This is a genomic window from Lonsdalea quercina subsp. quercina (genome assembly GCF_000688695.1).
GTDB lineage: Bacteria > Pseudomonadota > Gammaproteobacteria > Enterobacterales > Enterobacteriaceae > Lonsdalea > Lonsdalea quercina_D.
In genome coordinates this window covers 1-22,740 of record NZ_JIBQ01000012.1, presented here as the reverse complement: position 1 = coordinate 22,740, position 22,740 = coordinate 1, and the positions used below count along the sequence as shown (strand labels likewise).

The 22,740-nt window shown below is 55.1% G+C and carries 20 protein-coding genes, 2 rRNA genes and 2 pseudogenes; 21 read left to right on the top strand and 3 right to left on the bottom strand.

Going from position 1 to position 22,740, the window contains the following annotated elements:
- The first annotated feature begins 120 nt into the window (after nt 1-120).
- The 13 genes from acuI to SB13_RS12380 all read left to right on the top strand — a co-directional run bounded on the left by acuI (nt 121) and on the right by SB13_RS12380 (nt 11,788).
- Nucleotides 121-1,098 carry an acrylyl-CoA reductase (NADPH) gene (acuI, locus tag SB13_RS12440; RefSeq protein ID WP_026740659.1) on the top strand — a complete coding sequence of 326 codons (978 nt, stop codon included), beginning with the start codon at nt 121-123 and terminating at the stop codon, nt 1,096-1,098.
- A 346-nt stretch (nt 1,099-1,444) separates the two neighbouring features.
- Nucleotides 1,445-2,446, top strand: coding sequence for a protein-methionine-sulfoxide reductase catalytic subunit MsrP (msrP, locus tag SB13_RS12435; RefSeq protein ID WP_026740658.1), 1,002 nt, complete (start codon nt 1,445-1,447; stop codon nt 2,444-2,446).
- A gap of 44 nt (nt 2,447-2,490) precedes the next feature.
- A complete protein-coding gene (gene msrQ / locus SB13_RS12430) occupies nt 2,491-3,090 on the top strand; it encodes a protein-methionine-sulfoxide reductase heme-binding subunit MsrQ (protein WP_026740657.1) in 600 nt (199 codons plus the stop codon).
- Between the two features lie 229 nt (nt 3,091-3,319).
- Nucleotides 3,320-3,772, top strand: coding sequence for a type II 3-dehydroquinate dehydratase (gene aroQ / locus SB13_RS12425; protein WP_026740656.1), 453 nt, complete (start codon nt 3,320-3,322; stop codon nt 3,770-3,772).
- A gap of 21 nt (nt 3,773-3,793) precedes the next feature.
- Nucleotides 3,794-4,258: an acetyl-CoA carboxylase biotin carboxyl carrier protein gene (gene accB / locus SB13_RS12420; RefSeq protein WP_026740655.1), complete on the top strand. Its 465-nt coding sequence runs from the start codon at nt 3,794-3,796 to the stop codon at nt 4,256-4,258.
- 11 nt (nt 4,259-4,269) lie between these two features.
- Nucleotides 4,270-5,613, top strand: a complete 1,344-nt coding sequence (gene accC / locus SB13_RS12415; protein ID WP_026740654.1) for an acetyl-CoA carboxylase biotin carboxylase subunit — start codon at nt 4,270-4,272, stop codon at nt 5,611-5,613.
- Between the two features lie 266 nt (nt 5,614-5,879).
- The gene (locus SB13_RS12410; protein ID WP_026740653.1) at nt 5,880-6,119 is read left to right on the top strand and encodes a YhdT family protein; all 240 of its coding nucleotides are present in this window, start codon (nt 5,880-5,882) and stop codon (nt 6,117-6,119) included.
- A complete protein-coding gene (gene panF / locus SB13_RS12405) occupies nt 6,112-7,563 on the top strand; it encodes a sodium/pantothenate symporter (protein ID WP_026740652.1) in 1,452 nt (483 codons plus the stop codon). Before SB13_RS12410 ends, panF begins: the two co-directional genes overlap by 8 nt.
- Before the next feature lie 9 nt (nt 7,564-7,572).
- Nucleotides 7,573-8,460, top strand: coding sequence for a 50S ribosomal protein L11 methyltransferase (gene prmA, locus SB13_RS12400; RefSeq protein WP_026740651.1), 888 nt, complete (start codon nt 7,573-7,575; stop codon nt 8,458-8,460).
- Nucleotides 8,461-8,593: 133 nt separating this feature from the next.
- Nucleotides 8,594-9,592, top strand: a complete 999-nt coding sequence (locus tag SB13_RS12395; protein WP_235202411.1) for an alpha/beta hydrolase family protein — start codon at nt 8,594-8,596, stop codon at nt 9,590-9,592.
- Nucleotides 9,593-9,964: 372 nt separating this feature from the next.
- Nucleotides 9,965-10,930: a tRNA dihydrouridine synthase DusB gene (gene dusB, locus SB13_RS12390; protein WP_036150395.1), complete on the top strand. Its 966-nt coding sequence runs from the start codon at nt 9,965-9,967 to the stop codon at nt 10,928-10,930.
- Nucleotides 10,931-10,953: 23 nt separating this feature from the next.
- A complete protein-coding gene (gene fis / locus SB13_RS12385; protein WP_012883002.1) occupies nt 10,954-11,250 on the top strand; it encodes a DNA-binding transcriptional regulator Fis in 297 nt (98 codons plus the stop codon).
- Between the two features lie 196 nt (nt 11,251-11,446).
- Complete coding sequence (locus SB13_RS12380; protein ID WP_026740648.1) at nt 11,447-11,788, top strand: YkvA family protein; 342 nt, start codon at nt 11,447-11,449, stop codon at nt 11,786-11,788.
- Between the two features lie 102 nt (nt 11,789-11,890).
- Here SB13_RS12380 and SB13_RS12375 read toward each other — a convergent pair whose 3' ends face one another.
- Nucleotides 11,891-12,340, bottom strand: a complete 450-nt coding sequence (locus SB13_RS12375; protein ID WP_026740647.1) for an RcnB family protein — start codon at nt 12,338-12,340, stop codon at nt 11,891-11,893.
- 344 nt (nt 12,341-12,684) lie between these two features.
- Between SB13_RS12375 and SB13_RS12370 the strand changes: the two genes are divergently transcribed.
- The 8 genes and pseudogenes from SB13_RS12370 (at nt 12,685) to SB13_RS12340 (ending at nt 20,178) form a co-directional block, all read left to right on the top strand.
- Nucleotides 12,685-13,860 carry a uroporphyrinogen decarboxylase/cobalamine-independent methonine synthase family protein gene (locus SB13_RS12370; RefSeq protein WP_026740646.1) on the top strand — a complete coding sequence of 392 codons (1,176 nt, stop codon included), beginning with the start codon at nt 12,685-12,687 and terminating at the stop codon, nt 13,858-13,860.
- Between the two features lie 254 nt (nt 13,861-14,114).
- On the top strand, nt 14,115-14,885 hold the full coding sequence (locus SB13_RS12365) for an amino acid ABC transporter substrate-binding protein (protein ID WP_026740645.1): 771 nt from the start codon (nt 14,115-14,117) through the stop codon (nt 14,883-14,885).
- Nucleotides 14,886-14,908: 23 nt separating this feature from the next.
- The gene (locus SB13_RS12360; protein ID WP_026740644.1) at nt 14,909-15,574 is read left to right on the top strand and encodes an amino acid ABC transporter permease; all 666 of its coding nucleotides are present in this window, start codon (nt 14,909-14,911) and stop codon (nt 15,572-15,574) included.
- 459 nt (nt 15,575-16,033) lie between these two features.
- Entirely contained in the window at nt 16,034-17,059 is a 1,026-nt protein-coding gene (locus SB13_RS12355) for an amino acid ABC transporter substrate-binding protein (protein ID WP_026740643.1), read from the top strand.
- A 66-nt stretch (nt 17,060-17,125) separates the two neighbouring features.
- A pseudogene (locus tag SB13_RS18185) lies at nt 17,126-17,678 on the top strand (ABC transporter permease subunit); the annotation flags it as partial.
- A 71-nt stretch (nt 17,679-17,749) separates the two neighbouring features.
- A pseudogene (locus SB13_RS18180) lies at nt 17,750-18,304 on the top strand (ABC transporter permease subunit); the annotation flags it as partial.
- A 15-nt stretch (nt 18,305-18,319) separates the two neighbouring features.
- A complete protein-coding gene (locus SB13_RS12345; RefSeq protein WP_036151730.1) occupies nt 18,320-19,408 on the top strand; it encodes an amino acid ABC transporter permease in 1,089 nt (362 codons plus the stop codon).
- A gap of 8 nt (nt 19,409-19,416) precedes the next feature.
- Entirely contained in the window at nt 19,417-20,178 is a 762-nt protein-coding gene (locus SB13_RS12340; protein ID WP_026740640.1) for an amino acid ABC transporter ATP-binding protein, read from the top strand.
- Nucleotides 20,179-20,867: 689 nt separating this feature from the next.
- On the opposite strand, the gene rrf is transcribed toward SB13_RS12340, so the two are convergent.
- Together rrf and SB13_RS12330 are read right to left on the bottom strand one after the other, a co-directional pair.
- Nucleotides 20,868-20,983, bottom strand: a 5S ribosomal RNA gene (gene rrf, locus SB13_RS12335).
- Nucleotides 20,984-21,087: 104 nt separating this feature from the next.
- Nucleotides 21,088-22,740 (bottom strand): 23S ribosomal RNA (locus SB13_RS12330); the annotation flags it as partial.

The window sequence follows — 22,740 nt, the reverse complement described above, 5'->3', positions numbered from 1 at the left end:
CGGCAGCGGCACAGCCGCCTGCTCCTTGCGGTTTATCAGTGCATGTCATGTCTATTACCAATATAGTCATTACCTGACTTCCCTCTACCTATTTGTTCGATCCCGAAAGGAGGTAATGCAATGCAGGCTCTGATTCTCGAACAGCACCAGGGTAAAACGGTGCCTGAAGTCCGCACCATCGACCCGACGCAACTGCCGGAAGGGAACGTGACTGTCGATGTATCCTGGTCGAGCATCAACTATAAAGATGCGCTGGCTATCACAGGCCAAGGCAAAATTGTCCGCCAGTTTCCCATGATACCCGGCATTGACTTCGCGGGAACCGTACACTGCAGCGACGACGACGCTTTCGCCGTCGGGCAGTCTGTGATTCTGACCGGCTGGGGCGTCGGGGAAAATCACTGGGGCGGACTCGCGCAGTCGGCTCGGGTGAAAAGCGACTGGCTGGTCGCGCTGCCTCAAGGACTCTCGACACGTCAGGCCATGATCATAGGCACGGCAGGATTTACCGCCATGCTGTGCGTCATGGCTTTGGAAGAAGGCGGCGTCACGCCTGCAGACGGCGAGATTATCGTCACCGGCGCCAGCGGCGGCGTGGGCAGCACCGCCATTGCGCTGCTCCATGCGCTGGGGTATCAGGTGACCGCGCTGAGCGGACGGGCGGAAAACGCCGATTATCTGCGGCAACTGGGCGCAGGACAGGTGCTCGACAGACAGGAATTTACCGCCGCGCCGCGGCCACTGGAGAAACAGCGCTGGGCCGGCGCTATCGATACGGNGGGTGATAACGTGCTGGCGACCCTGCTGGCGCAGATGAATTATGGCGCAACGGTCGCCGCCTGCGGTCTGGCCGGAGGTATCGCGCTGCCGACGACCGTCATGCCGTTCATTCTGCGCAACGTGCGGCTACAGGGCGTGGATTCGGTCATGGCACCGCAGCCGCGCCGACAACAGGCCTGGGAACGACTGGCCGAACTGCTGCCCGCTTCGTTCTATGACCAGGTCGCCAAAGAGATCCCGTTGGCAGACGTTCCCGCCGCGGCCGCCGATCTCATCGCCAACCGGGTAACGGGCCGTACGCTGGTAAAACTGCGTTAAATCCGCCCGGCGTTTCTTCGCTTCAGACCACCCCTATTCGGGTGGTCTTTTTTATGACGCTCAGACAGAGAAAAAAATTTTCTTTTTTGCGCGGAATCTCTCCACGACAGAATCATCTATACATTAAGAACCGCCTCATCTGGACCCTGCTACCGATCCCTTTGACGCTGAGCCGTACGCAAACGGCTTAGAGACACCGGATAGGGTCCCGTTGACCCGCGGAGTTCGCCCTCCTTGCCTTACGGCTGCGCCCATCACGCCGGCAGGGATTGGTCTAAGCCATACTGCGGCGCACAACCTGAACGCCGCGCGTCGAGTCACTACACAGGCATAAAGGCGGAATACCATGAAAAAACATCGCACGCCGACCGAAGCAGATGTCACGCCGGAAGCCCTGTTCCNCCAGCGCCGCCGACTGCTGAAGTTTCTGGGGATCACCACCGCAACCCTCTCGTTGCCGCTGTCCGCGCAGGCGGATTTGCTGTCCTGGCTCAAAGGCGACGAAAGGCCTAAAGCCCCGCCGGGCAAACCGCTGACCTTCAATCAGCCGCCAAACTGGCGTTTGGATCTACCGCTCACGCCGGAAGACAAAGTCACCGGCTATAACAACTTTTACGAGTTCGGACTGGATAAGGCGGACCCGGCGGCCAACGCGGGCGGCCTGAAAACCGAGGGCTGGAAAATCGAGATCGACGGCGAAGTCGCCAAACCCATCACGCTGGATATGGATGACATTCTCAAGCGCTTCCCGCTGGAAGAACGCATCTATCGATTCCGCTGCGTTGAGGCCTGGTCGATGGTCGTGCCCTGGATCGGCTTCCCGCTTTCCCGACTTATCGCATTCGCCAATCCCACCGGCAACGCACGCTATGTCGCGTTTCAGACGCTCTACGATCCTGAACAGATGCCGGGACAGAAGGACAGCTTTATCGGCGGGGGGCTGAATTACCCCTACGTCGAAGGGCTGCGGATGGATGAGGCGATGAACCCGCTGACGCTGATGGCCGTGGGCGTTTACGGCAAAACGCTNCCGCCGCAAAACGGCGCGCCGCTGAGGCTGATGGCGCCGTGGAAGTACGGATTCAAAAACATTAAATCCATCGTGAAAATCCGGTTCACGCACGAACGACCGCCCTCGACCTGGAACTTATCGGCGCCGAACGAATACGGTTTTTATGCCAACGTGAACCCGCACGTGGACCATCCACGCTGGTCGCAGGCGACGGAGCGGGTGATCGGCGCAGGCGGTATTCTCGATGTGCAGCGGCAACCGACCCTGCTGTTCAACGGGTATGCAGACGACGTGGCCTCGCTGTACCGCGGTCTGGATTTGCGGGCGAACTTCTAAATTATACGAGCACGATCGTGCCCAATACGTGGAGTCAACGTCGAATGCGTTTGCAACCCCGGCACCTGTTTTGGATTAAGGTACTTATTCATCTGGCGGGAATATTGCCGCTACTGTGGCTGTTTCTGACCGTGAACCAGGGATGGCTGAGCGCCGATCCGGCGAAGGATATCCAGCATTTTACCGGCAGAATTGCGCTGAAATGGCTATTGGCCACGCTGGCGATAGCGCCGTTGGCGCGCTACGGCAAACAGCCGCTGCTCATCCGCTGTCGACGGCCCGTGGGTTTGTGGTGCTTCGCCTGGGCGACGCTGCATCTGACGAGCTACGCGCTGCTGGAATTGGGACTTAGTCACCTTTCGCTGCTGGTCAGCGAGCTTTTCTCCCGCCCCTATCTCACACTCGGCATCGTCAGTTGGATAATCCTGCTGGCGCTGGCGCTGACGTCCACGCAGGCCATGATGCGGAAGTTGGGATCCCGCTGGCAAAAATTGCATAACACGCTTTATCTGGTCGCTATTCTTGCCCCTATTCACTACATTTGGTCGGTTAAAACGTTGTCTCCGCAACCTATTTTCTATACTCTTCTTGCCCTCATTTTGTTACTGATGCGTTATAAAAAATTTCGCCAGTGGTGGCGGTGAAGCTCTGGGGTCTAACGGTGTGATAAACGCGCCGAAACGGGGCGGAACGAAAGCTGAGATGAATATCTCCGCAGATAAGGCCACTATATGGCTGCTAATTGCAACGAAATGATTATAATGCACGACTTTGTTTTTAGGCATCGGACAATTTGCGCCTAGAAAGGTGACAAACGAATAGCTTCGCGCTATTTTGTGCAGCACGAAGCGAATCGCGGGAGATAGCAGCATAATGGTAGATAAGTTCAACATTTTGCTTTTGAACGGTCCGAACCTGAATCTTCTGGGCACCCGCGAGCCTGAGAAGTATGGCCATACCACGTTGACGGAAATCGTTAACGGATTGGAACAAGAAGCGCTGGCGCTGAACGTTCAGCTGTCGCATCTGCAGTCCAACGCGGAGCACACGCTGATCGACCGCATTCATCAGGCCAGAGGCAACGCCGACTTCATTCTGATCAACCCAGCGGCGTACACCCATACCAGCGTTGCGCTGCGGGATGCGCTGCTGGCGGTCGCCATCCCCTTTATCGAAATTCATCTGTCTAACGTGCATGCGCGTGAACCCTTCCGCCACCACTCCTATCTGTCCGATGTGGCAGTCGGGGTCATTTGTGGCCTGGGTGCAGATGGTTATAGCTACGCTTTACAGACGGCCGTAAAACGCCTGTCAATTTCCAATTAACAAGAGTACGGAACCCCATTCATGGATATTCGTAAAATCAAGAAACTGATTGAACTGGTTGAAGAATCCGGCATCGCCGAACTGGAAATTTCCGAAGGTGAAGAGTCAGTACGCATCAGCCGTTCCCCCGCCGCACAGCCCTACCCGATGATGCAGCAGGCCTACGCGCCGATGCAGCCGCAGCCTGCACTTACCGCTACCGTGGCCGAAGCGCCGGTAGCCGAAGTAGCCGCAGCGCCAGCCGCAATCAGCGGTCACATCGTACGTTCGCCGATGGTAGGGACGTTCTACCGTACGCCAAGCCCGGAAGCGAAAGCGTTTGTGGAAGTCGGCCAGCAGGTTAACGTCGGCGATACGCTGTGCATCGTCGAAGCCATGAAAATGATGAACCAAATCGAAGCCGATAAAGCAGGCGTGGTGAAAGCCATTCTGTTGGAAAGCGGTCAACCGGTTGAATTTGACGAGCCGCTGGTTGTCATCGAATAACGGGGCGTACCATGCTAGATAAAATTGTTATCGCTAACCGTGGTGAGATCGCGTTGCGTATTTTGCGTGCCTGCAAAGAGCTGGGCATCAAAACCGTCGCCGTGCACTCCACGGCGGATCGCGACCTGAAACACGTGTTGCTGGCTGACGAAACGGTGTGCATCGGCCCTGCGCCGTCCACCAAAAGCTACCTGAACATTCCCGCGTTGATCTCCGCTGCTGAAATTACCGGCGCGGTGGCCATCCACCCCGGTTACGGCTTCTTGTCCGAAAACGCCGACTTCGCCGAACAGGTTGAGCGCTCCGGCTTTATCTTCATCGGCCCTCGCGCAGACACCATTCGCCTGATGGGCGACAAAGTGTCTGCCATTAGCGCGATGAAAAAAGCCGGTGTTCCCTGCGTCCCCGGTTCCGATGGTCCTCTGGGCGACGATATGGAAAAGAACCGCGCCTTTGCTAAACGCATCGGTTACCCGGTGATCATCAAAGCTTCCGGCGGCGGCGGCGGACGCGGCATGCGCGTCGTCCGCAGCGATAAAGAGCTGGAACAGTCCATTTCCATGACCAAGGCGGAAGCCAAGGCCGCGTTTAACAACGATATGGTCTACATGGAAAAATACCTGGAAAACCCGCGCCACGTGGAAATCCAGGTACTGGCGGACGGTCAGGGCCAGGCGATCTATCTGGCTGAGCGTGACTGCTCCATGCAGCGTCGCCACCAGAAAGTGCTGGAAGAAGCGCCAGCGCCGGGCATCACCAGCGAACTGCGTCGTTATATCGGCGAACGCTGCGCCAAGGCCTGCGTGGACATCAACTACCGCGGCGCCGGTACGTTCGAATTCCTGTATGAAAACGGCGAGTTCTATTTCATCGAAATGAACACCCGTATTCAGGTGGAACACCCCGTCACCGAAATGGTCACTGGCGTGGACCTGATCAAAGAGCAGCTGCGCGTCGCCGCAGGTCTGCCGCTGTCGATCAAACAGGAAGAAGTGCATGTCCGCGGCCATGCGGTCGAGTGTCGTATCAATGCGGAAGACCCCAACACCTTCCTGCCTAGCCCGGGTAAAATCACGCGTTTCCACGCGCCGGGCGGCTTTGGCGTTCGTTGGGAATCGCACATCTATGCAGGCTATACCGTGCCTCCCTATTACGACTCCATGATCGGCAAGCTGATTACCTATGGCGAAAGCCGCGACGTGGCGATCTCCCGGATGCGTAATGCGCTGGCGGAACTGATCATCGACGGCATTAAGACTAACATCGAGCTGCAGTTGAAGATCCTGAACGACGAAAACTTCCAGCATGGTGGCACCAACATCCACTATCTGGAGAAGAAACTCGGCCTGCAGTAACACGCCGCAGACGAGATAAAGGCCGGTCGACCGCTTTCAGGCAGTCGACCGGCCTTGTCTTTTCGCCCCCGCGATAAAATAAAAATAACCATTATTCAGTCAATTACTGACTTTCTTGCGCTATTCCCGCATTCAGAAACGCACCGGTTTATCTCCAGCCAGCCGCACGTGAACGTGAATTCCTGCTAGGCAACGCGCTCACATACCGTAAAATCCCCTGTTTTGCACACGCCTACTGATGAATACCAATTGGGTTTTATAACAAGATGGATAAACGTTTTCTTCAGGCACACCGGGAAGCGCGCTGGGCGCTCGGCCTGACGCTGGGTTACCTACTGCTGTGGATTGCCGCCGCGTATCTGCCGAGTAACGAATCCGGCATCACCGGACTGCCACACTGGTTCGAAATGTCGTGCCTGCTGCTGCCGCTGGCCTTCATCATTCTATGCTGGCTGATGGTCCGCCATCTGTTCCGCGATATTTCGCTGGAGGATGAGGATGCATAGCCAAATCGTCATTCCGCTGATCGCCTACCTGCTGCTAGTCTTCGGGCTGTCCGTTTACGCCTATACCCGCCGCCAGCAAGGCAATTTCCTGCGTGAATATTTTCTCGGCAACCGATCGATGGGCGGCTTCGTGCTGGCTATGACATTGATTGGAACCTACGTGAGCGCCAGCTCTTTCATCGGCGGTCCCGGCGCCGCTTATAAATATGGACTTGGCTGGGTACTGCTGGCGATGATCCAGGTGCCAACCATGCTGCTCTCACTCAGCATTCTGGGAAAAAAGTTCGCGATTCTGGCTCGGCGCTATAACGCAATCACGCTCAACGATATGTTGTACGCCCGCTACGGCAGCCGGCTGCTGGTCTGGTTCGCCAGCCTCAGTCTTCTGGTCGCCTTCATCGGCGCCATGGCCGTACAGTTTATCGGCGGGGCCCGTCTCCTCGAAACCGCGGTCGGCATTCCTTATGACACCGGGCTGGTGATCTTCGGTGTCACCATCGCGCTGTACACCGCTTTTGGCGGCTTCCGGGCCAGCGTGCTCAATGACGCCATGCAAGGCATCGTGATGCTGGTGGGGACGTTGCTGCTGGTAGTTGGCGTAATTTATGCCGCGGGCGGCCTACCCGTCGCCGTGGAAAAACTGCGTCATATCGACCCGGCGCTGGTCTCTCCGCACGGTCCCGACGATGTGCTATCCGGACCGTTCATGACCTCGTTCTGGCTGCTGGTATGCTTTGGCGTTATCGGCCTGCCGAACACGGCGGTGCGCTGTATCTCCTATCGGGACAGTAAAGCGCTGCACCGTGGCATCATCATCGGCACCATCGTCATCACCGTTCTGATGCTCGGCATGCATCTGGCCGGAGCGCTGGGGAGAGCGATTCTGCCCAACCTGACCATCCCCGACCAGGTCTTGCCTGAACTGATGATCGCCGTTCTGCCTCCGCTGGCCGCCGGCATTTTTCTGGCGGCGCCGATGGCGGCGATTATGTCCAACATCAACGCACATTTGCTGCAGGCATCGGCCACCATCGTCAAAGATTTGTATCTCAGCGTCCACCCCCAGCGGGCCAGCAACGAAAGATACATCAAACACCTGTCCAGCCTGACCACGCTGGTGCTGGGACTGTTGGTGCTACTGGCCTCTTGGCGACCGCCTGAAATGATCATCTGGCTCAATCTGCTGGCGTTCGGCGGACTGGAGGCTGTCTTCCTGTGGCCGCTGGTGCTGGGACTGTACTGGGAACGCGCCAACGCGACGGGCGCGCTGTGCGCCATGATAGGGGGTGCGCTCTGTTATACCCTGCTGGCCAGCTTCAAGATCCAATGGGGCGGATTTCATCCGATCGTCCCCGCACTGACATTAAGCCTGCTGGCATTTATTATTGGTAACCGGTTCGGGCACCCTGCGCCCGCCGCCGTTACTTCATCCGACGTTAAGTAAGAGGCCGTTATGCCGTGGATTCAACTCAAAATTAATACTTCTGGCGCACATGCCGAACCCCTGGGAGACGCGCTGGTCGAAAGCGGCGCGGTGTCCGTCACCTTTCAGGACACCCATGACACGCCGGTGTTCGAGCCGCTGCCGGGCGAAACGCGCCTCTGGGGCGATACCGACGTGATCGGCCTGTACGACGCCGAGACCGACATGAAGGCCGTCGTCGCGATCCTGGAACAGGAACCGCTGCTGGGCGCAGGTTTCAAACACAAAATCGAGCAGCTGGAAGATAAAGACTGGGAACGTGAATGGATGGATAACTTCCATCCGATGCAGTTCGGCAAGCGCTTATGGATTTGTCCGAGCTGGCGCGATATTCCCGATCCGGAGGCGGTCAACGTAATGCTGGACCCCGGGCTGGCCTTTGGCACAGGCACACATCCTACCACCGCGCTGTGCCTGCAGTGGCTGGACGGTCTCGACCTGCAAGGTAAGACCGTCATCGACTTTGGCTGTGGCTCAGGCATTCTGGCCATCGCGGCGCTGAAGCTGGGCGCCGCCCGCGCCATCGGTATCGATATCGACCCACAGGCCATTCAGGCCAGCCGCGATAACGCTCAACGCAACGGCGTGTCTGAGCGTCTGGANCTGTACCTGCCGCAAGATCAGCCGGAAGCGCTCTCCGCCGACGTCGTCGTCGCCAACATTCTGGCAGGCCCTCTGCGGGAACTGGCTCCGCTGATCGGCGAATTACCTAAAGCGGGTGGTCATCTGGGCCTCTCCGGCGTGCTGGCGACACAGGCCGCCAACGTATCAGAAGCCTATCAGGATAAGTTCGAACTCGATCCTGTGGCGGAAAAAGAAGAGTGGTGCCGAATTACCGGTATCAGAAAGGCGCTGTAAACGCGCCTGGATCCTTGGCGGGGCGCCATTCCGGGCGTTCCGCTTCTTTATCACTCCCCTCACCCCAACGCTTTAACCACACGCCGCAGACGCAGCGGTAGTCAGGCTATTTGACGACAAAAGGAATATTGCAGTGATTCATAGCAACTTGAAACCCATTCTACTGGCGGCGGGGCTTTTCGCCGCCGGGACATTCGCCGTTAGCGCGCACTATCCATTGAGCGATATCGATCTCTCGCAGGCACGAGCCGGTTTTCAGACCGAGCTCGTCAACGATACGCTGGAACGCGACGGCGAGGCTGAGACGCCGCCAGTGAAACTGTTTAAGACCGTACATTATCCGTCGCCCGTGGGCGAACTGGTCGCCTATCTGACGCCCGACCCCAAAGACGGCAAGCGGCATCCGGCTGTGGTGTGGGCCCACGGGGGTTATGGCGGCATAGGAAGCTTCCTTTGGGAACCTCAGGACGCCGACAACGATCAAAGCGGTCGCGCATTCCCAGAGGCCGGCATCGTTACGATGATGCCAAGCTGGCGCGGGGAAAATGACAATCCCGGCAAGTTCGAGATGTTTTACGGCGAGATTAACGATTTACATGCCGCGAGAGACTATCTGGCTAAACTTCCTTACGTTGATCCCAACCGCATATATCTCGTCGGCCACAGCACGGGTGGGACGATGACGCTTTTGGGAAACGAGTATCAACATGGTTTCCGCGCAGCGTTTTCACTTGGGGGCGTGCCTGATTTAGCCTTGAGATTGAGCCGCGGCCCCGCCGCCGTCGGCCCATCCTTCAACACCCAAAACCCGCGTGAGTTTTACCTGCGCTCGCCTCGCACTTTTATTACGCACCTCAAATCGCCGACTTACTATTTTGAAGGCAGCGATAATTACTGGGAATATTCATTGCCCCAGATGGAGCAGGATGCGCAAAACGCGGGCGTGCCCTTTCATGCCTATAGCGTGCCGCGCGGCGACCACTTTTCTATCATCCTGCCGGTCACGCGTCTCATTGCCCAAAAAATTCTGCACGATACCGGGGTGCAGCCGCACATCGAATTTTCCCCCGCTGACATCGAACATATCAGCCGGGAAATTGACGCGGCGATAGACGAAACCGACCAAGAATAGGAACCTGCCGCCACGGCAATGACAGAAATCAGGAGCACGCTATTGCCGTCGCCAGACCGATAGATTGCTCCTCTTTACGCGGAATATGATGCATTTTTCACTACCAATTGCCTTCATTGCCCCATGAATCGCTCCCTGAGGCCGCATCTTCACGGTCTTTTCACTTCAAATAAGCCCTTGTCGACTGCATGGTCCACAGAGAGGTAATCCACATAACCACATGATATGTATAGTTAAAATTAGAATTTATTTTGATGAAACGCCATTTTATTGATCTGTTACGCGTAATTGCTCAAAGTTTGGCCTTTCCTATCGCGTGAAAAATGCGTAATATACGCGCCCTTGCAGACACAGTATGGTCACTCTTTGTCTATGCACATTGGACAATTTCAGCTTCCCAATCGTTTGATAGCCGCCCCGATGGCCGGTATTAGCGATCGCCCATTCAGAGCACTCTGTCACATGATGGGCGCTGGAATGACGGTGTCCGAAATGCTCTCTTCCAATCCGGAAGTGTGGCGTTCGGACAAGTCCCGCTTGCGCATGGTGCATAGCGATGAACCTGGTATCAGGGCCGTGCAGATTGCCGGCAGCGATCCAGGGGAGATGGCCGCCGCCGCCAGCATCAATGCTGAGTTCGGCGCGCAGATCATCGACATCAATATGGGATGTCCAGCCAAGAAAGTGAACCGCAAGATGGCGGGGTCTGCATTGCTGCAGCATCCTGATCTGGTGAAACAGATTCTGACGGCGGTAGTGGAAGCGGTAGACGTACCGGTGACACTGAAAATTCGTACGGGCTGGTCTCCAGAGCACCGCAACTGTGTACAAATTGCCAGATTGGCTGAAGATTGTGGTATCCAGGCCCTCACCATCCATGGACGAACACGTACGTGCTTGTTCAATGGCGAGGCCGAGTACGACAGCATTCGGACAGTTAAGCAGGCCGTCGGCATTCCCATCATTGCGAATGGCGACATTACTGACCCGCATAAAGCCAGAGCGGTTCTCGATTACACCGGGGCCGATGCCCTGATGATAGGACGGGCCGCTCAGGGAAGACCCTGGATCTTTCGGGAAATCCAGCATTATCTGGACACAGGGGAGCTGCTGCCACCGATGCCATTGGCAGAGGTTAAGCGCTTGCTGATCGGGCATATACGGGAATTGCATGACTTTTATGGTCCAGGCAAGGGATTCCGTATCGCTCGTAAGCACGTTTCCTGGTATCTCCAGGAACATGCCCCGGACGACCAGTTTAGGCGCACATTCAACGCCATTGAGGATGCCAGCGAACAGCTGGAGGCGTTGGAGGCATATTTTGAAAATCTTGCGTAAACAGAAAAAGAGCTGACAGAACTATGTTCGAACAACGCGTGAATTCTGACGTACTGACCGTTTCCACCGTAAACTCTCAGGCTCAGGTAACCCAAAAACCCCTGCGCGACTCGGTTAAACAGGCACTGAAGAACTATTTTGCTCAACTGAACGGTCAGGATGTGAATGACTTGTATGAGCTGGTACTGGCTGAAGTAGAGCAACCACTGTTGGACATGGTGATGCAATATACTCGCGGCAACCAGACCCGTGCAGCACTGATGATGGGTATCAACCGCGGCACTTTGCGTAAGAAACTGAAAAAATACGGCATGAACTGATAACGTTCGGCATCCGTATTTTCACAAGGCGTTGATGAGTCATCATCAGCGCCTTTTTTGTGCCCTTTTCCCGCCAAATCGCCCTGCTCTTTGCCATAATGAAGTCTTCCGCGTCACGCCAAACGTCGGCCGATAGGACGACGATAAAAGACAGCAACACGCGATGAACAGAGCCACTGACCAGGAGCGAAAACCGATGGTAAATAAGTTCACTCAGGCAGACGATTTCAACGAGACGCGCTTTTGGGCAAAGATAGTCGGCTACGCCAAAAAGGCCGGGAGCGAGGTTATTGAGAAAGCGCTATGGCTCTATTACGCCGCACAACGGCCTGATACGCCGGTATGGGCCAAAACCACCATCTACGCCGCTTTGGCTTACTTCGTTCTGCCCGTCGATGCCATTCCGGATGCGCTGCCGGTGGTGGGATTCACGGACGATCTGGGCGTTCTTGCCGGGGCTCTGGGCACCGTCAGCCTGTACATCAACGAAGAGGTCAAACAGCAGACCCGCGATAAACTTGCAGACTGGTTCGACTAATTATCGACGCCGACGTTTTCGACCTCACGAGTTGCGCTGATAAGCGCGGGAGAAAAAAACCGGATAAGAGGTGCCGGAGACTCGCTCCGGCACGCGTCAACATTAATGCTGCAGGGCGCTGTTGAGAATAATCGAGGTGATGACGCCCGTTGCGGCGGCGATCAGCACGTAGTTGCCGTCGATGTAAGCCCAATGCTGGCCTGACGGCGGCTGTCTTAAGCCGCGAGCACGCCAGTCGTTGACACGATAATCATTGCCGCGATAGCGAGTTGGAGCCGGTTTGCCCCTTCTGAAATCGTGACCATTGGAGACAAAGTGGTCGCGGTCGCCGCCGCGCTGTACGTGTGCCTGCTGCCGACCCGGTTCGCCATGTCCGCCGCGGTTCGCGTGACCGCCACGATTGCCATCATGACCGCCGTGCTGCTGGCTTCCCGGTCCCTGCTGCCATTGCTTACCGTCCTGATGATCCGGACCCGCCGCAAAAGAGACGGTTGAGAGCAGGCTACTTGCGGTAAATACCGTCATTACCATGGCCAACGTAATTTTTTTCATAACTGACTTCCTCGAATGGTCCTGCCTTTAGTAGGCAGATTACACAGCACTATCGTCCACACTACGGCAGTCTTGAATAACGAAATGTCTTAAATCGTGCTTTCTTAACTAGTTTTACCCTGCTTATCGAATTCTTAACACATCAGCACATCTTCGCGTCATTTTCGTCCTTCCGCACTGTTCAACGTTCATACCAACAGTCTAGTCGATGAATATGTCGCTCAGTTCCGTACGCCGCCCAACGTGAAATTCCCTCAATTATGTTGAGGGAATTTCATCTCATAGGGGGATTAGTTCCATGATAATCTCTGTCCACTAAAATAATTAAGAAGGGATTTATATTCATGACAACCATTCAAACGCAACGCCCCCCATTTCGTGCCGACGTAGTAGGAAGCTATCTTCGACCTCAGTATCTGCATGATGCCAGAGCCAAATTTTCCCAGGGTAACCTTTCCGCCGACGAGCTGCGAGCCGTTGAAGACAAAGCCATCACCGAGCTGGTCGATAAACAAAAAACAGCCGGTTTGCAGGTGATTACCGACGGCGAATTCCGTCGTAGCTGGTGGCACCTCGATTTCATGTGGGGCCTGAAAGGCGTGGAAAAAACCATCATCGCCAAGGGCTACGCGTTTGCCGATAAGGAAACCCGTCCGGAAACTGCGCGCCTTTCTGGTAAGATCTCCGGCGAGAACCATCCGTTCATCGAACATTTCAAATTTCTGCTTCAATTCGCAGAGCCAGGCATTACACCGCGACTGACCGTGCCTTCTGCGGCGCAGTTCCTGGCCGAGCTGCAGCGTCCCGATAACAAAGCCAAGACGCTGGAGTTTTACCCGACTGAAGATGCGCTGGTTCAGGACATTGCCAAGGCCTACCGTACCTTTATTAAAGAGCTGTATGCGGCGGGATGCCGTAACCTACAGCTGGATGACTGCACCTGGGGCATGCTGGTCGACCCGAAATTTGCGGGCGGCGGCGGCGCCGATACGCCGAACTCCACAAGCTGCGGCTGCGGGCATCACCCAGAACCGGTTGAAGGCAGCAAAGTACACACGCTGGCCGAGCTGTATCTGAAGGTCAACAACGCGAGCGTGGAAGGCGCACCGGAAGATTTGGTGCTGACGACGCACGTGTGCCGCGGCAACTATGCCTCGTCTTGGGCCGCCAGCGGTGGTTACCAGCCAGTAGCGAGCGTGCTGTTCGCCCGTGAAAATGTTTCCGCCTACTATCTCGAGTTCGATACCGAACGCGCCGGCGACTTCTCTCCGCTGGCTCAGGTGTCTGGCGATAAGCAGGTGATTCTGGGGCTGATTTCTTCCAAGTTCGGCGAACTGGAAGACAAACAGGCGGTCATTGACCGCATCAAGGAAGCCACTCAATTCATACCGCTGGAACGCCTGTGCCTCAGCACTCAGTGCGGTTTTGCCTCAACGGAAGAAGGCAATGAGATCACCGAAACGCAGCAGTGGGCGAAAATCGCGTTGGTCAAAGAGATCGCTGATGCTGTCTGGGGTTAACGGGCAGCTTATCGCCATCACGCCAAGATCGAAGGGACGGGTTATCCGTCCCTTTTTCTTTCATTTATCCTCCCGCCAACGCCAACGTCTCTCCCATTGTGGAAAAAACCGCCACGGACCACTATATTTATGCTTTGTTGCTATATACCATCACCTTATGTGATTAGCAATGCGTGGTGATATCACGTAGATTCTCGCCGCTCGGCCTCATAAACATGCCGGTTGTTATCTCCCCCGTCTTTGTAGGAACCACGATGAAAAAAATCAGCGTTGCATTACTGACTGGCGCATTACTTGTCACCAGTGCTCTGGTACAGGCGCAGGACGATCTCAGCACCATTAAGGCTGCGGGGGTCATGAAATTCGGTACGGAAGGGACCTATGCTCCCTATACCTACCACGATAAATCGGGAAAATTGGTCGGTTTTGACGTGGAAATAGGCCGTGCAGTGGCCGAGAAAATCGGCGTTAAAGCCGAGTTCGTCGAAGGACGTTGGGACGGATTGATCGCCGGACTGAGCGCAGGCCGCTATGACGCCGTCGTTAATCAGGTCGGTATTACGCCTGAACGTCAGGTGAAATTCGATTTCTCCAAACCCTATATTGATGCGAAGTCTGTGCTGGTTGTCCGCAACGACAACACCACGATCAAGACGTTTGAAGATCTCAAAGGTCATAAGTCCGCACAAAGTCTGACCAGTAATTATTCGAAGCTGGCGACACGGTACGGCGCAGACATCGTCCCTACCGACGGATTTAACCAATCGCTGGACCTGGTAATGAGCGGCCGCGCCGACGCGACGCTGAACGACAATCTGTCATTCCTCGACTTCAAAAAACAGAAGCCGGATGCGAAAGTCAAAGTCGCCGCCACCGCTGAAAGCGGCGATCCGTCCGCCATTCTGGTGCGTAAAGGACAAACCCCGCTGGTCGAGGCAATTAACCACGCGCTGGACCAGATGAAAGCGGATGGCACGTATAAAACGATTTCTGTGCGATACTTCGGGGAAGATGTTTCCCAGTAACCGCAAAGATATCGGAGTTTTAGATGCCACCCTGGCTACAACTTATGGCAGACTCCTTTTGGAGTCTGCTTTCTGCTGGACTGAAGTTCACCGTTCCCCTCGCCATTATCTCCTTCATTCTCGGGCTGGCGCTCGGGATCGTCGTCGCCTTGATCCGGCTTTACGGGCCTCGTCCGCTGAAATGGATTGCCGATTTCTACGTCTGGGTCATTCGCGGCACGCCGCTGCTGGTGCAGCTGTTTTTGATTTTTTACGGGCTACCCAGCGCCGGCATCACTTTGGATGCGTTTCCAGCCGCGCTGATCGGTTTTACCCTTAATGTAGGGGCTTATAGCTCCGAGATCGTACGTGGAGCCATACTGTCCGTACCTCAGGGGCAGTGGAACGCCGCCTACTCGCTGGGCATGAAGGGAACTCAGGCTATTCGATGGGTCATCTTTCCCCAATCGGTATTTGTGTCCCTCCCCCCGCTATCGAATACCTTTATCTCTTTGATCAAAGACACCTCGTTGGCGGCCGTCATCACCGTGCCGGAAATGTTTCTTGCCGCTCAGCGCATCGTCTCCGTCACCTACGAACCGCTCATTCTCTACGTCGAAGCGGCTATTATTTACCTTCTGTTCTGTACCATTCTCAGTAAAGCGCAGACGCGCCTCGAGAGCTTCTATCAACGGCATAACGTCCGTTAACTGGTTGCCCGGCCTTTCGCGATGCGGAGGGCCGAATAACTCATTTTTTTTATTGATGTTAATGTCTTCCACCCGCCCGCCAGAGTCTCGTCCTTCAGCCCTACCCCCTCCGCTCAATCCAGCAATTCAGTAACAAGTTGCACTAAAAAAGACAACAAATACCTTGGTGATGCACTGGTTAAGATCGTGGCGTTCTGCTAAATCCGCCAATCAGGTCATTTCGCACCAAAAGCAGGCAATATTTTCAGCACCGTGATTATGTTGGTGCAATACATTGCAAATTTTGTGTCCTCCCTCACAAAACTTCCCGCCATCAGCCCGAGAGCACCTGTCACGGATTGGCATTAGTTTTGCTTAATCACGTCACGGCCCAATGTCCAAATGACGACGCCGGCAGACAGGACGGATGCAACGCTGCGTCCATTACCACAGCACATAACTCATTAGGCACATAAGATGATGAAAAAATTAATTATGTCTACGCTGGTCGCAGGAGCGTCTCTTTTGACGGCGATGCAACAGGCCCATGCTGGCGCCACGCTGGATGCCATACAGAAAAAAGGCTTTGTCCAATGCGGTATCAGCGATGGCTTGCCAGGCTTTTCCTATGCCGATGCCAGCGGCAAATATGCCGGTATTGATGTAGATGTTTGCAGGGGCGTCGCGGCTGCCGTTTTCGGCGATGCCAACAAGGTGAAATTTACCCCGCTGACCGCCAAAGAACGTTTTACGGCGCTGCAGTCAGGCGAAGTGGACCTGCTGTCGCGCAACACGACATGGACCTCTTCGCGTGACGCGGGCATGGGCATGCTGTTCACCGGCGTCACCTATTATGACGGCATCGGTTTCCTGACCCATAACAAAGCCGGGCTGAAAAGCGCGACGGAGCTGGACGGCGCGACGGTTTGTATTCAGGCGGGGACCGATACCGAACTGAACGTCGCAGACTATTTCAAAACGCATGGCATGAAGTACACGCCGGTGACCTTTGACCGCTCCGATGAGAGCGCCAAAGCACTGGAGTCCGGACGCTGCGACACGCTGTCTTCCGACCAGTCTCAGTTGTATGCACTGCGCATCAAATTGGCCAATCCCAACGAATACGTCGTGCTGCCTGAAGTCATCTCCAAGGAGCCGCTGGGACCTGTTGTTCGCCGTGGGGACGAAGAGTGGTTTTCCATCGTGCGCTGGAGCCTGTTCGCCATGTTGAACGCGGAAGAGATGGGCATCACCTCTCAGAACGTTGACCAGATGCAGGCTAAACCGACAACGCCGGATATGGCTCACCTGCTTGGGAAAGAAGGCAATTACGGGAAAGATCTCAAATTACCCGCCGACTGGGCCTATAAAATCATTAAACAGGTCGGTAATTACGGCGAAGTCTTTGAACGCAACGTCGGTATGGGCAGCGAGTTGAAAATCAAACGTGGACTGAACGAATTGTGGACCAAAGGCGGTATCCAATACGCGCCCGCCGTTCGTTAATCCCCCAAGTAAATCGGGCACGGCCTGACCGCCGTGCTCCCGTTTGACCGCTACCGAGGCTTCATCATGCTGCAACGCCCAACCGTAAAAGGTGATTTATCACTGACTAATCCTGCGGTGCGCGCCTGGCTGTACCAAATCGTCGCTGTCGTCGCTGTACTGACTTTCGCAGCCTATCTGTTGCACAACACCATCACCAATCTGGCACAGCGTGGCATTACTTCCGGCTTTGCTTTTCTGGATAACTCCGCTGGGTTTGGTATTGTCCAGCATCTCATCGACTACCAGCAGGGCGATACTTACGCCCGCGTCTTCATTGTCGGCTTGCTGAATACGCTGTTGGTGTCAGCCATCTGTATTGTCTGCGCCTCATTATTGGGATTTATGGTCGGTCTGGCCCGGCTGTCTGTCAACTGGCTGCTCCGTAAGCTATCCACCTTCTATATCGAAACGTTCCGCAATATTCCGCCTCTGCTGCAGATCTTCTTCTGGTACTTCGCCGTACTGCGCAATCTACCGGGGCCTCGCCAGGCGGTCAGCGCGCTGGATGCCGTGTATTTGAGTAACCGCGGATTGTATATCCCGGCAGCAGATTTCGGCCCCGGCGCCCTTCCGGCCCTACTCGCCGTGGTTATTACCGCAATCGCAACCGTTCTTATCGTTCGCAGGAATCAACGCTATCACCGTGAGACTGGCATCTATCGCCGAAACTGGCCGTGGCCATTGCTGCTCCTTGCGTTACTGATGGGTCTGGCGCATGTCTTCTTCGGTCAAGCATTGAACTGGGAATTCCCGGAATTAAGAGGGTTTAACTTCAACGGCGGCATGGTCATGATCCCGGAACTTGCCGCGCTGGCGTTGGCGCTTTCGGTCTATACCTCATCCTTCATCGCCGAAATCATCCGTTCGGGTATTCAATCGGTATCGCACGGCCAGCATGAAGCGGCGTTATCGCTTGGCCTGCCAAAAGCGATCACACTGCGCAAAGTTATCCTGCCTCAGGCAATGCGCGTCATCATTCCACCGCTGACCAGCCAGTACCTCAATATTGTGAAGAACTCTTCCCTCGCTGCGGCGATTGGCTACCCGGATATGGTGTCGCTGTTTGCCGGTACGGTCCTGAATCAGACCGGTCAGGCGATTGAGACGATTGCCATGACAATGTCGGTCTACCTGATTATCAGCCTGCTCATCTCGCTGCTGATGAATATCTATAACCGCAAAATCGCCTTAATTGAGCGCTAGAGGAGCAGGGTGAACATGATTTTACATACACCAAATCGCCCGACGCCTGTTAGCAGCGCCATCGCATGGGCTCGACGTAATTTGTTTTCCAGCATCCCCAACAGCCTGTTGACCATTCTCTGTCTATGGCTAATGTGGAAAGGAGTGCCACCACTTCTGAACTGGGCGGTCTTCGACGCCAACTGGTTGGGCGCAACCCGCAATGACTGTNCCCGCGAAGGGGCCTGCTGGGTATTTATTCACGCTCGCTTTGGCCACTTTATGTATGGCCTCTATCCCACCGAAGAGATTTGGCGAATCAACTTCGCGCTGGTGCTGGCGCTGTTGAGCATTTTCCCCATGTTCTGGAAGCAGATGCCGCATCGCGGCCGTTATATCGCCGGATGGTGCATTGTCTACCCACTCATCGCCTGGGGGTTGCTGTCCGGCGGATTTGGCGGGATGCCTCACGTAGAAACACGCCAGTGGGGCGGACTCACACTCACCATCATTATCGCCGCCGTGGGGATTGCGGGCGCTTTACCGCTCGGGATCTTGCTGGCTCTGGGCCGACGCTCGGAAATGCCTATCGTCCGTATGCTATGCATTGGATTTATTGAATTCTGGCGTGGCGTACCGTTGATCACCGTGCTGTTTATGTCCTCTGTGATGCTGCCGCTGTTCCTGACGGAAGGGACCAACATAGACAAACTGTTGCGCGCCTTGGTGGGAGTCATTCTGTTCCAATCCGCCTATGTGGCGGAAGTGGTACGAGGCGGCCTTCAAGCGTTGCCGAAAGGACAGTATGAAGCAGCACAGTCGCTGGCATTGGGATACTGGCGTATGCAGTTTCTGGTCATCCTGCCTCAGGCGCTAAAAATGGTTATCCCCGGTCTGGTCAATACCATTATCTCGCTGTTCAAAGATACCAGTCTGGTGATCATCATCGGGCTATTCGATCTGTTCAGCAGTATCCAGCAGGCTACGGTCGATCCCGCCTGGCTAGGCATGTCTACCGAAGGCTACGTCTTCGCCGCGCTGATCTATTGGATCTTCTGTTTCAGCATGTCGCGCTATAGCCAACATTTGGAAAAACGGTTTGATACCGGACATAAGTCTCATTGAGGTCATCCATGAATCAGAATGCGTTAACACAATCCGCTGACTATATGATTACGCTGGAAAACGTGAATAAGTGGTACGGCCATTTTCACGTACTTAAAGATATCAACCTTCAGGTGAAACAAGGTGAGCGTATTGTCCTGTGTGGCCCGTCAGGTTCGGGAAAATCAACGACGATCCGCTGTATCAACCATCTGGAAGAACATCAGAAAGGACGAATTGTCGTCGATGGCATCGAGTTGAACAGCGATAGCCGCAACGTGGAGAAAATCAGAACGGAAGTCGGCATGGTGTTTCAACACTTCAATCTTTTCCCGCATCTCACCGTTTTGCAAAACTGTACGCTGGCGCCTAGCTGGGTACATCGCATGCCGAAAAAAGAGGCCGATGCGCTGGCGATGCATTATCTGGAGCGCGTTCGCATCTCGGCCCATGCGCATAAGTACCCGGGGCAGCTTTCCGGAGGCCAGCAACAGCGTGTCGCTATCGCGCGTTCGCTGTGTATGAGACCCAAGATCATGCTGTTTGATGAGCCTACTTCGGCGTTAGATCCTGAAATGGTCAAAGAGGTGCTGGATACCATGCTTAGCTTGGCCGAAGACGGTATGACCATGCTGTGCGTGACCCATGAAATGGGATTCGCTCGCACGGTCGCTAACCGGGTGATCTTTATGGATCAGGGTGAGATCGTCGAACAGGCGCCGCCGGAGATCTTCTTCTCGAATCCGCGATCGGAACGTACTCAGTCTTTCCTGGCGCAGATTCTGCACTAACCGCTTACCGAGGCTCATTCGATGAATGAGCCTCGGTTCATCGATATTCCAGCAATGCAGATAGCACCATCTACTCTCAAAACCGCCTACCTTTATCCCCTGCTTATGGTCACTCGTCTTTTGACGTGCAAGCCGCTTTGCTATTGAGCACGTCAGACTGGGCGCTGTGCAGCTGCAACATAGTTTGGATCGATGTCATGAGATCAGCCAGCATGTTGTCGCCCCGTATAACGCCTTTATCTAGGGCTCTTCGCACGATGCCTTATGTCTTCCCGGTCCATTTCATGATAAGTGCCGAGGCTGAGTTTGGCTTGGAACCGATAGCATGACCCGCCTTGAAGTATGGCAACCTTCTTTCTGGTTGGCTCTCCGCGAAGTGCTTCATGTCACCTCCCCAAGGACATCCGATAATGAGTGAGCCGGGAGTGAATGCAGCATCGTTCAGGGCAATGCTGGATTGCCGATTAGGATGAGGTCGAGTACGTGTCAGGGAAAGAGGATAGGCAGGACGATACGTATCGCGACGGCTGTTGCGAGGGGGCGGGGGGGACATGCCAACATGGCCGACTAGTGGCTTCTAACGAGGCGGGCGGGGGTGACGGCGTGGCGTCGGGCCGCGGGTGTGTGCGCTTTTTTTCGCCCCAATGCAAAAACCCCCAGCTTTCGCTGAGGGTTTCTACGGATTTGATGCCTGGCAGTTCCCTACTCTCACATGGGGAGACCCCACACTACCATCGGCGCTACGGCGTTTCACTGCTGAGTTCGGCATGGGGTCAGGTGGGACCACCGCGCTATCGCCGCCAGGCAAATTCTGTTTCATTCCAGCCGTTACACACTCTCTCCGTGTAACCACCAGAACCAATCTTTGAACAAGCTGAATCGTCTCTCTAAAAACACCTTCGGTGTTGTAAGGTTAAGCCTCTCGGGTCATTAGTACTGGTTAGCTCAACGTATCGCTACGCTTACACACCCAGCCTATCTACGTCGTCGTCTTCAACGGCCCTTCAGGGGACTCGAAGTCCCAGGGAAGACTCATCTCGGGGCAAGTTTCCCGCTTAGATGCTTTCAGCGGTTATCTCTTCCGCACTTAGCTACCGGGCAATGCGATTGGCATCACAACCCGAACACCAGTGGTGCGTTCACTCCGGTCCTCTCGTACTAGGAGCAACCCCCCTCAATCTTCCAACGCCCACGGCAGATAGGGACCGAACTGTCTCACGACGTTCTAAACCCAGCTCGCGTACCACTTTAAACGGCGAACAGCCGTACCCTTGGGACCTACTTCAGCCCCAGGATGTGATGAGCCGACATCGAGGTGCCAAACACCGCCGTCGATATGAACTCTTGGGCGGTATCAGCCTGTTATCCCCGGAGTACCTTTTATCCGTTGAGCGATGGCCCTTCCATTCAGAACCACCGGATCACTAAGACCTGCTTTCGCACCTGCTCGAGCCGTCACTCTCGCAGTCAAGCTAGCTTATGCCTTTGCACTAACCTCCTGATGTCCGACCAGGATTAGCTAACCTTCGTGCTCCTCCGTTACTCTTTGGGAGGAGACCGCCCCAGTCAAACTACCCACCAGACACTGTCCGCAACCCCGATTAGGGGCCCACGTTAGAACATCAAACATTAAAGGGTGGTATTTCAAGGTTGGCTCCATGCAGACTGGCGTCCACACTTCAAAGCCTCCCACCTATCCTACACATCAAGGCTCAAGGTTCAGTGTCAAGCTATAGTAAAGGTTCACGGGGTCTTTCCGTCTTGCCGCGGGTACACTGCATCTTCACAGCGAGTTCAATTTCACTGAGTCTCGGGTGGAGACAGCCTGGCCATCATTACGCCATTCGTGCAGGTCGGAACTTACCCGACAAGGAATTTCGCTACCTTAGGACCGTTATAGTTACGGCCGCCGTTTACCGGGGCTTCGATCAAGAGCTTCGCCTTGCGGCTGACCCCATCAATTAACCTTCCGGCACCGGGCAGGCGTCACACCGTATACGTCCACTTTCGTGTTTGCACAGTGCTGTGTTTTTATTAAACAGTTGCAGCCAGCTGGTATCTGCGACTGGTATCAGCTCCGGGAGCAAGTCCCTTCACCAACGCCAGCGTGCCTTCTCCCGAAGTTACGGCACCATTTTGCCTAGTTCCTTCACCCGAGTTCTCTCAAGCGCCTTGGTATTCTCTACCTGACCACCTGTGTCGGTTTGGGGTACGATTTCGTGTTACCTGGAGCTTAGAGGCTTTTCCTGGAAGCTTGGCATCGGTCACTTCATCACCGTAGTGACTCGTCATCACGCCTCAGTGTTAACGATGTTCCGGATTTACCAAAAACATCCACCTACACGCTTAAACCGGGACAACCGTCGCCCGGATAACCTAGCCTTCTCCGTCCCCCCTTCGCAGTAACACCAAGTACAGGAATATTAACCTGTTTCCCATCGACTACGCCTTTCGGCCTCGCCTTAGGGGTCGACTCACCCTGCCCCGATTAACGTTGGACAGGAACCCTTGGTCTTCCGGCGTGCGGGTNNTTCACCCGCATTATCGTTACTTATGTCAGCA

What these genes read in the sequence shown, in the direction of transcription:
- msrQ (WP_026740657.1), top strand. Translation starts at nt 2,491, where the DNA reads ATGCGTTTGCAACCCCGGCACCTGTTTTGGATTAAGGTACTTATTCAT.
- aroQ (WP_026740656.1), top strand. Translation starts at nt 3,320, where the DNA reads ATGGTAGATAAGTTCAACATTTTGCTTTTGAACGGTCCGAACCTGAAT.
- accB (WP_026740655.1), top strand. Translation starts at nt 3,794, where the DNA reads ATGGATATTCGTAAAATCAAGAAACTGATTGAACTGGTTGAAGAATCC.
- accC (WP_026740654.1), top strand. Translation starts at nt 4,270, where the DNA reads ATGCTAGATAAAATTGTTATCGCTAACCGTGGTGAGATCGCGTTGCGT.
- SB13_RS12410 (WP_026740653.1), top strand. Translation starts at nt 5,880, where the DNA reads ATGGATAAACGTTTTCTTCAGGCACACCGGGAAGCGCGCTGGGCGCTC.
- panF (WP_026740652.1), top strand. Translation starts at nt 6,112, where the DNA reads ATGCATAGCCAAATCGTCATTCCGCTGATCGCCTACCTGCTGCTAGTC.
- dusB (WP_036150395.1), top strand. Translation starts at nt 9,965, where the DNA reads ATGCACATTGGACAATTTCAGCTTCCCAATCGTTTGATAGCCGCCCCG.
- fis (WP_012883002.1), top strand. Translation starts at nt 10,954, where the DNA reads ATGTTCGAACAACGCGTGAATTCTGACGTACTGACCGTTTCCACCGTA.
- SB13_RS12380 (WP_026740648.1), top strand. Translation starts at nt 11,447, where the DNA reads ATGGTAAATAAGTTCACTCAGGCAGACGATTTCAACGAGACGCGCTTT.
- SB13_RS12375 (WP_026740647.1), bottom strand. Translation starts at nt 12,340, where the DNA reads ATGAAAAAAATTACGTTGGCCATGGTAATGACGGTATTTACCGCAAGT.
- SB13_RS12370 (WP_026740646.1), top strand. Translation starts at nt 12,685, where the DNA reads ATGACAACCATTCAAACGCAACGCCCCCCATTTCGTGCCGACGTAGTA.
- SB13_RS12365 (WP_026740645.1), top strand. Translation starts at nt 14,115, where the DNA reads ATGAAAAAAATCAGCGTTGCATTACTGACTGGCGCATTACTTGTCACC.
- SB13_RS12360 (WP_026740644.1), top strand. Translation starts at nt 14,909, where the DNA reads ATGCCACCCTGGCTACAACTTATGGCAGACTCCTTTTGGAGTCTGCTT.
- SB13_RS12355 (WP_026740643.1), top strand. Translation starts at nt 16,034, where the DNA reads ATGAAAAAATTAATTATGTCTACGCTGGTCGCAGGAGCGTCTCTTTTG.
- SB13_RS12340 (WP_026740640.1), top strand. Translation starts at nt 19,417, where the DNA reads ATGAATCAGAATGCGTTAACACAATCCGCTGACTATATGATTACGCTG.